Source organism: Orenia metallireducens (assembly GCF_001693735.1).
Classification (GTDB): domain Bacteria; phylum Bacillota; class Halanaerobiia; order Halobacteroidales; family Halobacteroidaceae; genus Orenia; species Orenia metallireducens.
In genome coordinates this window covers 36,899-50,362 of record NZ_LWDV01000010.1, presented here as the reverse complement: position 1 = coordinate 50,362, position 13,464 = coordinate 36,899, and the positions used below count along the sequence as shown (strand labels likewise).

At 33.0% G+C, this 13,464-nt stretch carries 17 protein-coding genes; 10 read left to right on the top strand and 7 right to left on the bottom strand.

All coding sequences use genetic code 11. The annotated features are described in order from the left end of the window. The first annotated feature begins 385 nt into the window (after positions 1-385). A complete protein-coding gene (locus tag U472_RS12415; protein ID WP_068719008.1) occupies positions 386-2,239 on the top strand; it encodes a methyl-accepting chemotaxis protein in 1,854 nt (617 codons plus the stop codon). Positions 2,240-2,368: 129 nt separating this feature from the next. Continuing rightward, positions 2,369-2,695, top strand: a complete 327-nt coding sequence (locus U472_RS12410; RefSeq protein WP_068719006.1) for a redoxin domain-containing protein — start codon at positions 2,369-2,371, stop codon at positions 2,693-2,695. A gap of 83 nt (positions 2,696-2,778) precedes the next feature. Here the strand turns inward: U472_RS12410 and U472_RS17760 are convergent, their stop codons facing one another. The 5 genes from U472_RS17760 to U472_RS12390 all read right to left on the bottom strand — a co-directional run bounded on the left by U472_RS17760 (position 2,779) and on the right by U472_RS12390 (position 5,797). After that, a complete protein-coding gene (locus tag U472_RS17760; protein ID WP_176714172.1) occupies positions 2,779-2,868 on the bottom strand; it encodes an IS3 family transposase in 90 nt (29 codons plus the stop codon). A gap of 92 nt (positions 2,869-2,960) precedes the next feature. Further along, positions 2,961-3,899: an IS982 family transposase gene (locus U472_RS12405; RefSeq protein ID WP_068719004.1), complete on the bottom strand. Its 939-nt coding sequence runs from the start codon at positions 3,897-3,899 to the stop codon at positions 2,961-2,963. A gap of 242 nt (positions 3,900-4,141) precedes the next feature. After that, positions 4,142-4,609, bottom strand: coding sequence for a cell wall hydrolase (locus U472_RS12400; protein WP_068719002.1), 468 nt, complete (start codon positions 4,607-4,609; stop codon positions 4,142-4,144). A 284-nt stretch (positions 4,610-4,893) separates the two neighbouring features. After that, a complete protein-coding gene (locus tag U472_RS12395) occupies positions 4,894-5,457 on the bottom strand; it encodes a DUF421 domain-containing protein (RefSeq protein WP_245684810.1) in 564 nt (187 codons plus the stop codon). 13 nt (positions 5,458-5,470) lie between these two features. Next, a complete protein-coding gene (locus U472_RS12390) occupies positions 5,471-5,797 on the bottom strand; it encodes a DUF4363 family protein (protein WP_245684809.1) in 327 nt (108 codons plus the stop codon). A gap of 166 nt (positions 5,798-5,963) precedes the next feature. Between U472_RS12390 and U472_RS12385 the strand changes: the two genes are divergently transcribed. After that, complete coding sequence (locus tag U472_RS12385; protein ID WP_083189915.1) at positions 5,964-6,650, top strand: cell wall hydrolase; 687 nt, start codon at positions 5,964-5,966, stop codon at positions 6,648-6,650. Positions 6,651-6,690: 40 nt separating this feature from the next. On the opposite strand, the gene U472_RS12380 is transcribed toward U472_RS12385, so the two are convergent. Together U472_RS12380 and U472_RS12375 are read right to left on the bottom strand one after the other, a co-directional pair. Then, positions 6,691-7,041 (bottom strand): hypothetical protein, encoded by a 351-nt coding sequence (locus U472_RS12380; RefSeq protein WP_068719000.1) that lies wholly within the window; start codon positions 7,039-7,041, stop codon positions 6,691-6,693. A gap of 5 nt (positions 7,042-7,046) precedes the next feature. Further along, complete coding sequence (locus tag U472_RS12375) at positions 7,047-8,309, bottom strand: DUF1576 domain-containing protein (RefSeq protein ID WP_068718998.1); 1,263 nt, start codon at positions 8,307-8,309, stop codon at positions 7,047-7,049. A 458-nt stretch (positions 8,310-8,767) separates the two neighbouring features. On the opposite strand from U472_RS12375, the gene U472_RS12370 reads away from it, so the two are divergent. From U472_RS12370 to def, 7 genes are all read left to right on the top strand, one after another. Then, positions 8,768-9,133, top strand: coding sequence for a NifB/NifX family molybdenum-iron cluster-binding protein (locus tag U472_RS12370; RefSeq protein ID WP_068718996.1), 366 nt, complete (start codon positions 8,768-8,770; stop codon positions 9,131-9,133). Between the two features lie 9 nt (positions 9,134-9,142). Continuing rightward, positions 9,143-9,985: an ATP-binding protein gene (locus tag U472_RS12365; protein ID WP_068718994.1), complete on the top strand. Its 843-nt coding sequence runs from the start codon at positions 9,143-9,145 to the stop codon at positions 9,983-9,985. Then, positions 9,982-10,854 carry an ATP-binding protein gene (locus tag U472_RS12360; protein ID WP_068718992.1) on the top strand — a complete coding sequence of 291 codons (873 nt, stop codon included), beginning with the start codon at positions 9,982-9,984 and terminating at the stop codon, positions 10,852-10,854. Before U472_RS12365 ends, U472_RS12360 begins: the two co-directional genes overlap by 4 nt. 53 nt (positions 10,855-10,907) lie before the next feature. Next, complete coding sequence (locus U472_RS12355) at positions 10,908-11,267, top strand: NifB/NifX family molybdenum-iron cluster-binding protein (RefSeq protein WP_068718990.1); 360 nt, start codon at positions 10,908-10,910, stop codon at positions 11,265-11,267. Between the two features lie 122 nt (positions 11,268-11,389). Continuing rightward, positions 11,390-12,196, top strand: a complete 807-nt coding sequence (locus U472_RS12350) for an Mrp/NBP35 family ATP-binding protein (protein ID WP_068718988.1) — start codon at positions 11,390-11,392, stop codon at positions 12,194-12,196. 382 nt (positions 12,197-12,578) lie between these two features. Then, complete coding sequence (locus tag U472_RS12345; protein WP_083189914.1) at positions 12,579-12,989, top strand: acyl-CoA thioesterase; 411 nt, start codon at positions 12,579-12,581, stop codon at positions 12,987-12,989. Between the two features lie 17 nt (positions 12,990-13,006). Next, on the top strand, positions 13,007-13,453 hold the full coding sequence (gene def, locus U472_RS12340) for a peptide deformylase (RefSeq protein WP_425415782.1): 447 nt from the start codon (positions 13,007-13,009) through the stop codon (positions 13,451-13,453). Positions 13,454-13,464 lie beyond the last annotated feature (11 nt).

Here is a 13,464-nt window from a genome sequence, read left to right as displayed (position 1 = left end):
CTGTTCTATTGTTACAAATTCATATTGTTGTTGTTTTTTCTCTTGAGATACAAACATAATTCTATTTCTCCTTTTAGATATATTGTCAATTATATTATACCATAAATAGAAAAGGCTGTTGACAATAACTTTGTCAACAGCCTGAAGTTAGTCTATAATATAGACTAACTTTTTTTAATTTGTCTAAAAATTATAGGAAAGAAGTAGTAAATATAACTAGATTTTAATGTTAAAAATAGGAAATTGTTTTATATGAAGATAATATATATTATCTTCATATAATGAAAATAGAATAAAAAAGCAGGAAAATGATATTTAATTCTAGAATTTATAGATTACTGCCTAAGAAAAATAAGAGCCATTTCGGTATAAGGGGAGGAGAGTTATGGTATCATTTAATTTGAAATTAAAACAGAAGTTAATCTTAGCACTGGTGTTATTGGCTATTATTCCAGTTTTGATCTATGGAACTTTCAGTTATATCAATCAAAGAGAAGCAATTAAGTATGGAATTATTACTCAGAATAATATCTTGGCTAAACAATTGGCCAGTCGTGTAAGTGAAAGGATTAAAGAGAAGGTTACGATTGTGGATTTAATGGCTACTTTAGATGAGGTTCAGTCTATGGATTTAAAAGAGCACCAGAAAATATTTAAAAAATATTTAGATAAGAATCCTATCTTTGAGATGTTCTTTGTTGCTGATAAAGAAGGTAGATTGGTCAGTCTGAATCAGAGTACTGAATATATAGGTGAGGATTTTAGTCATAGGGGTTGGTTTAAAGGGGCAATAGAAGGTTCTACTTATATCTCAGATTCTTATATATCCCAAGGGACTGGAGAGCCTTGTATTACAATAGCTATACCAATCAGAAAAGGTGCTAAAATTATAGGTGTATTAGGGGCTGATATTAACCTTCAAGTCCTACAAACTATGATAGGCGAAGTGAAGTTAGGTGAATCTGGTTATGCCTTTATTACTGATAGTACAGGGGTGGCAATTGCTCATCCACAATTTGATGATGTAGTTTTAGCTCAAAAGAGCGGAAAAGGAACTTTAGCAGTGGATAAGGCTCTTGCTGGAGGAGATGGATATATTATTTATGAGAATGTTTTTGGTGAAGAGATGTTAGGGTCATATCAACATCTAGATGGATTAGGGTGGGCTTTGGTAGCACAGCAGACAACTGAAGAAGCCTTTAAACCACTCAATAGTCTTATTTCTAAAAATTTACTAATGGTCTTAATTGCTGGCATTATAGCGGGTTTAATAGCTTGGTGGTTAGCTAATAATTTTAGTCAGCCAATTATCCAAGTTGCAGAGGGTATTAAGATGGTTGCAAATGGTAATTTTACTACAAGAATAAATATTGACCGTAGTGATGAATTAGGTGAGTTAGCAGAGACCTTTAATCAAACAACCTCTCAGCAACAACAATTCTTCGGTGGATTATTAAATATGGTAGAGAGAATATCTAGTTATAGCCAAGAGTTATCTGCTAGTGCTGAAGAGACTAATGCAACTATTGATAATAACAATGACGGTATCAGAGAGATGACAAGTAGTGTTCAGCAGATTTCTACAGGCAGTCAAGAGGTGGCTGGACATATTCAAGATGTTGACTCTAAGATAGATTTAGGAAATAAGAATGTTGAAGATACTGTAAAGAGTATGAATAAGATTAATCAGATGGTAAAAAATACTGTAAGAATTATTAATAATTTAGATAGTAACTCTCAAGAGATAGGAAAGATTGTAGAGTTGATTAATAATATAGCAGAACAGACAAATCTTTTGGCATTAAATGCAGCTATTGAGGCAGCTAGAGCTGGTGAGTATGGTCGTGGTTTTGCTGTTGTAGCAGATGAAATTAGGAGCCTTGCTGAAGATACTTCCAAGGCTACTGGTGAAATCAGTAATTTGATTAAAAATACACAGAAAAATTCAAAAGATGGGTTGGAGGCAGTTAAGGAGGTAGAGAGTAAGACTGAAGAAGGTAAGAATATTGTTGAGGAGACTGGTGAATTCTTCAAGCAAATCAAAACTTCAATTCAAGAGACATCAGCCTATATTGAAGAGGTGGCACACTCTACTCAAAGTTTGGCAGAGAATAGTGAGCAGGTAAAAGGTGGTTCCAATGAGATTAGTGCTATGTCACAACAGGTCAGTGATTCTTCTCAAGAACTAGCTGAGATTGCACAGATTTTACAAGGAGAGATAGCTAGATTTAAATTATAATACTAATACTCCCTAGTAATTACTAGGGAGTATTTTATTTTTAGACTTATATACTTTCAAGTTAGATATAAAGCTCCTTTTAATTGAATAAGTTTTAGATAGATATTTTTAAAAGGAATTGAAAAGCATATGGCTAATTTCTTAACTGAAGGGCTTAAATTAGATAATGCTCAGGAAGTGGAAAGTAAAGAAGCTACACTCCCTACAATAAATCAACCTGCACCAGATTTTACTGCTCCAACTAATCAAGGAGAAATCTCTTCATCAAATTATCGGGGACAATGGGGGATGTTGTTTTCTCATCCTTCTGATTTTACCCCAGTCTGTACCACTGAATTTATCTTCTTTTCGAGAAATTATGATAAGTTTGAAGCGTTAAATACTTCATTAATTGGCTTAAGCATCGATAGTATCTATTCTCATATTGCCTGGGTAAGAAGTATTGCTTCATTGTAAAATTAAATTGAACTAAATAAAAAATTAATAAAAAAATGCCCATAGTAAAGGTGCCCTTGTCAAGTAGGCAGTTAAAAAAACTCCTAAGCGGCATGAATTCGATATTCAATCGGACTCATGCCGTTTTTCAATTGTATTCTTTCATTGTTATAAAAGTATATATATTGACTCATTGTGCTAATACACAGAAAAACCATATGGATAAATTTACCGGTAAAAAGCTAAAAAAAGTACATTGAAATTATGAATAAACCAAAAGTTATTTTTATCCAAATATTAAATCTTTAATACGACCTATAGTAACTGTTTTCCCAAGAGACTTATTAATAAAATAACCCAAGTTATGTGCTAAAATTTTAACTTTAATTCTAACTGTTAATCCCCAAAGAGATTTGGCGAGTACATTTGATATATTAAGTTGATCTGTAAGTTGAGAAAAAGATGTCTCAATTCTTCTTCTGATTTTAGAGATTGTTCTTTTAAAAGACTCTGAATATGGAGTTTTACTATTCTTTCGTTTTATAGGGATAAGATCAATATTTTTCTCATCTTTTAAGATATCATTTAAGTCATTACTGATATATCCTTTATCTCCTATAATTTTTAAAGAATGATATGGCGAAGTTAGTTCCCATAGAGTTTCTCTATCATCTACATTAGCTGGAGTTAAATTAAAATCAGTAATATATCCATTTAAAGTAACAAGAGCATGTAGTTTAAAACCAAAATAAGTTTCTTTTTTAGATGCACAATTACCATATTCAGCTTCGCTGAAAGTTTTATTAAAATGTGCTCTCGCAAATTCACATACTGGAATAGGCATACTATCCACAATTCTATAATTATCATACTGATAATTTAGAATTTGAGTCAGTTTTTTACTTATTTCTCCTATTACAGTATGTAGATTTCTAAGAGTTCTATTAAACCTAGTCCTATGACATACTTGTGGAAATAAATCCTTTAGATTCTTTTTTACAAAATTAAACCACGATTTTTCAGAATCAATAGTAAGTGATTCACCTACAATACTGATAGTAATTATCTCACTATCAGAAAGGATTGCTTTATCAATATTACGGCGTTCTTTAATATGTGTTGGGGTTACTTCTTGATAAATGTCATCAATTATAACATAAATAATAGTAATAAAGTCTCTTAAATTTTCAATTTCTATGGTATAATAGTTATTGGACTCCAGCATATGTTATCCTCCTATTTTAAATATTGGTTGTATTTATTATAGGATAACATCTTTTGCTGGGGTTTTTCTATTTAAATTTAACTAGCATAACGCGTCAATATATCTTTGAAAAAGGATTAGTGAATTTTAGAGAGGTTGTCTATGCTACTAGTAAGAATAGTGAAATAAGAGATTAATCTGTTATACTTAGAAATAAAATAGCCCTACTGAAATTTCAGTAGGGCTATTTAAGTAGAGCTAATTTATTTAGCAAAAATATGCTTACCTATTTTACGGACTGTTCTTCTAGAGTAAATCCATCTAGAAGTAGATGTAGCTGGATTGTAGAAGTAGAGACAGCCATATGTAGGGTCCCATCCTCTGATAGCTGAAAGAGTTGCTCTAATTGAATCTTCAGTAGGTCTTTGGCTCCAGACAAGTCCATGGGCTACAGGGGTAAAGGCCCAAGGCTGATAAATAACACCCGCAATTGTATTAGGAAACTTATGACTTCTGACACGATTCATAATAACTGCTGCTACTGCAACCTTGGCAAGAAAAGGTTCTCCTTTAGCTTCAGCATGAACAGTGTTAACCATCAACCTTGTAGTAGGTGATAAACTCCAAAACCATGATGGTGTTTTCGCTTCTGCTAAGTTTAAATTATAGTATCCATAGAAGATAGAAGTTCCAACGAGTAATACTGCTATTAGAATTATGCTTTTTTTCATTTTTCTCCTCCTTTTAGAAAATTTAAATCTTATTTTAATATATAGTTTATACTATTTTTAATCTTTTTATATAAATTATACTGATATTCTAATTAATGATATTAATCTTATCTTTATATAGAATAGTAGCAGAAGGTATCTCTTTGATTTATAAATAAAAAAATAAATGATCAAGCATTATTTTTAGATATCGATAGATTCCCTGAAGTATCTAATTCAGCTAAGTTGACTTGATTCTTATAATCGGTTATTCCCTGTTTTCTTAGCTTCCCAATTAACCATCTTTAGTTCAACTTAACGTGTTCAAGATTCTTCTTTATAATAATCCCATCAATAATTAGTGGGACTATTAAACCTTCGTATTGAGTACTAATATTTAAATCACTAGGCTGTAGAGATCTTTTTTGTGATTTAGAAATAACCGATAGCTGTCCTTGTGGTTCCAATATAGCGTACTCTAAATCTGCAACCTTATTATATCCCTTTTGTCTTAATAGTCCTTTCATCTGATTTAAACTTAAATCTATACCTTTTAATGCTCCCATGTCAAGTTGTCCATCTTCAACTAATACTGTTAGTTTATGTTCTAGAATTGGAGTTAACTTTTCGGTAAGGGTCAATCTACTTGTTAAGATTATTAAAAAGATAAGAAATCCAGTTCCAAATAAAGCCTTAGTAGTAACTTTAGTGATTAAGGGCTCAGCAGAAAGAGTTGCTAGAAGTATGACACCAGCCATTTCGTAGGATGTCATTTGAGCAATAGCTTTCTTAGATAATATCCTAGTACCAAAATAAGTAAAGGTATAGATTAATAAAACTCTAATTGAATATGAGAGAAAATCTGTCAATTATATCCCTCCTTTAAGGACGTGGGAAGACATCAGTTAAATTTTGTGAGATTACTTTTAAAAGGCCTAAGTGTTCAAGAGAGTCATCCTCTTTATGCTTTATTAATGTTCTTAGCTGACCTAATGTTCTTTCAAACTCATAAATCTCTGCAGTTTCATTGCTAAGTTGTATTACTAACCTATTATCCCAATTCTTTTCTAAGTTACTTAGATTCTTTTTGGCTAGACTCCAATCATCAGCTGTTATTAATTTCTCAATATTATTTAAGTTGTCAACTAATAATTTAGTTGGTAAAAAAACTGTAATATAGCTTATAAGATTATAAAAGCAACAATCCAACAAAATACCATAATATATCGTATATTCAATCGGGCAAACATCTTCTCACCTCCTAAATATATTATTTCTATTTACTTCAAAAATTATTTACAATAAATACCGTTGAATGATAGGGGCTATATCTGTATAATTAGATTCGTTAATTAAACTTTGGAGGTGAAGAATCATGAAGAATAAATTTACAATTACTTTTGTGATGATACTAGCTTTGATGATTTCTGTGACCTCAGTTGGCGAAGCAACTGTTTTAGGCAATAGAATGTTATACTTCGGTAGTCGTGGAAGGGATGTTAAAGCTTTACAGAGTATGTTAGCAAGTAAAGGATATTTTGATGTTGAGCCTACTGGGTATTATGGTCCTATCACAGAAAGGGCTGTAATTGAATTCCAAAAAAACTATAACCTCAGAATTGATGGTTTTGCAGGATATGAAACTATTAATAAATTAAAGAATAATCATAATTTAAATGTGAGTAATTTAAATTATCGATTAAATGTAACTGCTGAGGAGATGGAACTATTATTAAGAATAGTTTATTCCGAAGCTAGAGGAGAGAGTTTTAAAGGACAAGTAGCTGTTGCCTCAGTTGTAATTAATAGGGTACTAGATAATCGTTTCCCCAATACAATTAAGGGAGTAATCTTCCAACCTTGGGCATTTACAGCTGTACATGATGGACAGTTCTGGTTAGATCCAGCCCCAAGTATGCTTAAAGCTGTAGAAGCAGCCTTAAAAGGGTGGGACCCAACTGGAGGAGCTGTATTCTATTATAATCCAGCTAAGGTAACCTCTTATTGGATTTATACACGTCCAATAATTACTAGAATCGGACGACATTTCTTTGCAGCATAATTAAAAGAGCCTTTTACTGTTAACAGTAAAAGGCTCTTTTCTATTCTTGATTATTTCTATATAGGGTTACTTCAAGCCCTTCTTGGGGGTTATAAGTAATTATTGCTTTATCTATCATTAAACCCACTACAGATAATTCATCACAATAGTCATTTTGTCCAATCAATTCCCAATAATACTCTTCTACTTCAGGCTGTTTCTCTATATTTAACATCTCTTCTATCTCTTCAACTCTATCTTTATTTAGATTTAGAGAATTATCTTTAAATTTAATTATTGTCTGTTCTTGGTTGACCTTGATCTTAATATCTATTTCATCTGCTTTATTATTAAAAGAGAGGGATAAGATTTCATCAAGAATCTTAATTATCTTCATCTTCTCATGTTTCATATGTATCACTCCTTTTTTAGAGAATCTAATATGGGAAAGAGAATTATAGCTACCAATCCTCCAGCAAAGCCATTATTGTATAGATTCAACCCCCCATGTAAGTATCCTATATTCATTACTACAGATAGATGTAAAAAACCCGCAAGTAATCCACTTAAACTACCAAATACTCCTGTAATTGGGGCTAAAGTTGTAGAGAATAGTAATGCTAAGATCAGACCTGGGTCAGCAAGCCCCCAAATCTTTGTGACACTGCCTAGCAATACTCCACAAGCTACAGGTATTGTATTGAAGGGATGCTTACCAAAAGCTGAAAAGCCAACAATAGTAAATAAACCACCAACTGTGGGACCATTTAAAGGGCTCCCAATAAGAGTTAATATCAACATATAGAGTAGACCCATTAAGCCCATATTAAGTAGTGTTACTGCAAAGGTATCAAGGGTTACAAAATCTGTTACTATCCTACCTGATCTCTTCCATAATTTCTTTAATCTTTTAAAGGACTCCTTATTTAATAGATATCCAATTAGAAGCATCGATAAGAAATAAAATAACAGAGGTATTCTTAGCTCTTTAGAGTATTGATTTGTCCAAATTAATTGCTTATTATACTCGATCCCATAGGAGCGGAATAATGACATCAATAAGGTTCCTATTAATCCTGCACTAAAGCCTATATTATATAAATTGAATCCTTGATGACTACTCAATAAATGGGAGGCAACTGGTGAGATGATAAACCCTGTAACTATTCCAAATAGAGTGGCTAATAATATCCCCTTACTTGTAAAACCAAAGAACAGAATACTCTGACTGACTACAGGAGCCAAGGCTGTACTGAATAAAGCCACAATTATAAATTTACTTAAAGGTTCTTTTTGATAAAAGGAATATAGCTTTACTCCAATAATTACTGGTATTATATTAAATATGTTCTTTCCAAACATAGAAAAGCCCATTACAGTGAAGATAGCAGCTATACTTATTCCTGTTAGTCTGACTTTGTTTACTTTTAGTAATAATAATGAGAATAGTCCTAAGATGCCTGAATTAAGAAGGGTGGCTCCTACCCCTCCAATACCTAAATAGTCGCTAATTAGGAGATCGCTAGATAAGATGATATTTTTAAATCCATGATTAATCTCTGTTGGATGCTCAAAGACAAAGGCAGATAATATTAATGAAATAGGGTAAAGGAGTAAGAGTTTAAATTTTACTTCTTCAGATATTCTCCTTTTTATGAATTTTTCTTTAATAATATTCATCTCCTTTTAATAAAGGTTATTTTTATTGCTAAACCAAGATGATTATAGCATATAGGTCTATCAATTTAAAGTTAAACTTAATTGGTATATTGCGACACTTTTCACACCTCACCCTAACCCTCTCCTAAGAATAGGAGAGGGTTAGGGTGAGGTGTGAGACTTTGAACTTGACTTTAATATCAACTGTACCCTGTACCCTGAAGTAAAAAGTGTCGCACTATCTATCTATAACGTCATATTTAAATTTAACTCTAAAATCATAAATTATTCCTGATAATTTTAGAGTCAATACCTATTATAACAAGCTACCCTCTTATTCATAGCTAAATATCGAAGTGTCTCTTGTGAAAAATGAATAAATTACCATAATCGGTTATTGACATATGATTATAAGTGGGTTATAATAATCATAAACCAGATTATGAACATATGTTAATAATGAAAAAGGGGGAACAGAGATGAAAGTTGCAGTAACAGCTAGCAATAATACTGATTTAAATGTAAAAATTGATCCTAAATTTGGGAGAGCACCTTATTTTGCAATAATTGATTTCGATAATGATAAAGTTAACTTTATTGATAATTCAGCCAAAGATGCTACTGGTGGAGCAGGGATTCAAGCTGCCCAAACTATAGTGGATCAAGGTGTTGAAGGATTAATTACTGGCAATGTTGGACCAAAAGCCTTTAATGTTTTAAGTAAGGCTAATATTAAAGTATATTCTGCTAAGAAAGAAACAATTAAAGAAGTACTTAGTAAGTATAAAAATAATGATTTAAAAGAGGTAGCTGCTCCAACAAATAATGGTCATGCTGGAATGTAGGTGGTTAAGATGAAGATTACAGTTTTAAGTGGCAAAGGTGGTACAGGTAAGACCACTGTAGCAACTAATTTAGCTTTGTCCATAACTAATGTTCAATTTTTAGATGCAGATGTAGAAGAACCTAATTCATATATCTTTATTAAACCTGATTTTGGAGAAGGATACCAACAAGTATTGAGAAAAGTTCCAATAATTGATCAAAATAAATGTAGGGCTTGTCGAAGCTGTGTTGATTTCTGTGAATATAATGCTCTAGTACTATTAGGAGAAGAAGTACTTGTCATTAAAGAGATGTGCCATAGCTGTGGCGGATGTAAGTATATTTGTCCTGAAGGGGCAATTATAGAAGAGAATAAAGAAATAGGTAAGATTAGAGTCGATAAATCAGTTGCAGGAATGGAGTTTTGGCAGGGAGAGTTAAATATTGGTGAAGCGTCAGCAATACCTGTGATTGAAGCTTTAAATCAAAAGATTTCTGAAGATAAAACTGTAATTATCGATGCTCCACCGGGAACTACCTGCCCGACAATAGCAGCAATTTCTGATGCTAACTATTGTATTTTATTAACAGAACCAACACCTTTTGGTCTACATGATCTAAAGATGGCAGTAGAAGTTGTTAAAGAATTGGGCAAACCTTGTGGAATTATAATCAACCGTTCAGAAGAAGATGCTGATAAATTGATTGAAGATTATGCTAGTAGAGAAGGTGTTAGTATCTTAACTAAGATTCCTTTTAAAAGAGAGATTGCTAGATTGTACTCACAAGGGACTCCCTTTGTAGAAGAGATGCCTGAATGGAAAGAGAATTTTCAAGAGGTCTTTGCCAAAATAAAGCAGGTGGTTAGATGAAGAAATTAACAGTTATCAGTGGCAAAGGTGGTACAGGTAAGACTACAGTAACTGCCAACTTAGCAGCTTTGGCAGATAATTTAATTTTAGCAGATTGTGATGTAGATGCTCCTAATATGCATCTATTAATGAAACCTAAGGTAATTGAAGCGGAAGTCTTCAAAGGAGCAAAAGTAGCTGTCAAAGATCAGCTTAAATGTATTGAGTGTGGTCTATGTAAAGAACTCTGTAACTTTAAAGCTATTACTTCTGATTTTAAAGTAGATGAGATTCGTTGTGAGGGCTGCGGACTATGTGTAGCCAAATGTCCTAGTGATGCACTAAAGTTAGAGTTAGAAGAGACAGGAGATCTTTACTATTCTCAGACCAAATTTGCTCCAATGGTACATGCTAAGCTAAAGATAGGGGCTGAAAACTCTGGTAAGCTAGTCAGCCAAGTCAAAGAGAAAGCAGAAAGCTTAGCCCAACAGGAAGAGAAGGAGTTACTTTTAATAGATGGTTCCCCAGGAATAGGCTGTCCTGTAATTGCTTCTATTAATGGAGTTGATAGTGTTTTAGTTGTAACAGAGCCTACTAAATCAGGATTAGCAGATTTAAAACGAGTTTTAAAGACAGTTAAGTATTTTAATCTGCCTGCTGTAGTAGCTATTAATAAGTATGATTTAAATCAAGAGATTAGCTTAGAGATAGAGAGTTTCTGTCGGCAAAATCAAGTCAAGATAGTGGGTAAGCTTCCTTTTAGCAAAGTAATTGTAGAAGCGATGCAACAGGGGGAGCTGGTAGTAGAATCTGCTCCTGAGAGTAAAGTTACTACTGCTATTAAAGAACTGTGGGAAAAAGTAAGCTGTGATTTAAAACTTAAAGGTTAGAAGTTAAAAACTCTTAGCTTTTAACTCTTAACTAATAACAAGGAGTGATTAACATGAAGATAGCAATACCTAGTCAAGGAAATACAGTAGCTGGTCATTTTGGTCATTGTCCAGAATTTACCATTGTGGAGGTTGATAATCAAGAGGTTGTCAGAGAAGAGAGGATAGCCAATCCTGGTCATAAGCCTGGTTTTTTACCTAAATTCCTTCATGGATTAGAGGTTAATGTAATTCTTGCTGGAGGGATGGGGCAGAGAGCAGTAGATTTATTTAATCAAAATCAGATTGAAGTAGTTACAGGAGCAAGTGGACTGGTTAAAGATGTAGTTAACTCCTATTTAGCCAATAATCTAGAGCTAACAGATAATATCTGTAATCATGATGATACAGAAGAGCATGAGTGTAGCCATTAGAATTGACAATTAAAAATAATAGTTAATCATGAAGAGTGGAGAAGCTAAGTTCTAGAAGAGTTTAATGCTCCATTCTTCATTTTTGCCATAAATTAAGCAATAAACAAAGGAGGCGGGTATAAATGGAAAAGATGTATAGTGTAGAAGATGGTTGGTTTAAATTGGAGCATGGACTTGTTAATGAAGGGTTGATTGCCATAGCTAGTGGTAAGGGTGGAGTTGGTAAATCAACTGTAACAGTCAATCTAGCTTTAGCTTTACATAAATTAGGTAAAAGAGTAGGAATTATTGATGCTGATATTCATGGCTTTAGTATTCCTAGAATCATCGGTTTAACTGATAAGCCTAGAGCATTTAATGAGAAAGAGATTATCCCACCAGAAGTTAATGGGGTTAAGGTCATGTCGGCTGGTTCTATGATTGATGAGAATAAGGCTATTATCTGGCGAGCGCCGATGCTGCTGGGAGTATTGGAACAGTTTATGAAGGATGTTCACTGGGGAGAGTTAGATTATCTTCTATTTGATCTTCCTCCAGGAACTGGTGATATGCCCTTAAATATCATGCAGCAGATCTCAGATGCAGGGATATTAATTGTGACAACTCCCCAAGTAGCTGCTACTAAGGTAGCAGGTAGAGTAGGAGCGATGGCTCAACAGCTTGATTCTGATATTTTAGGAATTATAGAGAATATGTCTTATTATCAATGTGCTAACTGTGGTGAGAAAGAGTATATCTTTGGTCAAGGTGGAGGTCAGAGAATGGCTGAAGAGTTAGATACAAAATTGTTAATCCAATTACCTTTAATGGCTACTATTCGTCAAGGTAGTGACCAAGGTAAGTCAGTTGTAATAGCTGATCCTAAAGCTGAAGTTACTAAGAAGTTTATTGCTGTAGCTGAAAAAATTATTGCTCAAAGAGCGAGATAAGTTTTTAGAGTGATACTTAATAGGTATATAGCGACACTTTTACTTTTTAAAAGCGAATAAAAATCTTAGGTTCCGCCTAAGGGCAGGTTACGTTTTTCCTTGATGAAAAAGTAACCAAAAAATCAAGAAGAAAATTTAACTCTCTCAGCAACCAATATCTCTTGAAAATCAGAAATATAGTACTTCTACTTCAGAGATAACGCTATAATTATTGTTCTTCGAGAATATTTGCTTCGTTCAAGCATTAATTTTCTTCAGTTTAAAAATCTTTAAAATCTTTTAATTCTTAACTTTTAATTATAAAAAGTGTCGCGTTATCTTTATATAAACTCATATTTAGGTTTTACTCTTAAAATTATTTATTCATGTAAGGAGGTTGCTTGTGAAAGTTCATCACTACCAGCATCGAGTACAGTATCATGAAACAGATCAGATGGGAATAGTGCATCATAGTAATTACATCAAATGGCTTGAAGAAGCAAGAAATGAATATCTACGAGAGCAGGGGATTAGTTGCCGACAATTAGAGGAGCTTGGAATTCTATTACCTGTTATAGAAGTTAATTGTTCTTATAAACAGAGAACTTATTATGATGATGTAGTAACAATTAAGGTTTTTATTAAAGAATTAAGTCGAGTGACTATTACTTTTGGCTATGAAATTAAGAAGGATGGAGAACTGCTGCTGCTAGCTAGTACTAAACAGTCTTTTGTTAATGAAGACTTTAAACCTTTTTCTTTAGAACGGGAAAGAGCAGATGTTTGGGCAACTCTTTTTGGTGATTTAAGATAGAGGGGAGGCAATTGAAGATGATGACTATGCCTATGCAAATTAGAAGAGTAGGTGACCCAGTTTTAAGAACAGAAGTTAAAGAAGTAGTAGAAGTTACAGATAAAATCAGAAATTTATTAGATAACATGGCAAAAAAGATGTATCAAGCAGATGGAGTAGGTTTAGCTGCTCCACAGGTAGGGATTAGTAAGCAATTAGTTGTAATTGATATTGGACAAGGATTAATTGAGCTAATTAATCCCCAGATTATTCAAAAATCAGAGAAAACCTATATAGATCAAGAAGCCTGCTTAAGTATCCCTAACCAGACTGGAAAAGTAGAAAGGAATTATAAAGTTACAGTTAAAGCCTTAAATAGGCATGGAGAAGAGATTAAGCTAGAAGGGAAAGGGTCTTTAGCTAGAGCTTTTCAGCATGAAATTGATCATCTCCAAGGGATTTTATTTATTGATAAAGTTATTTGAATTTAAGGTTA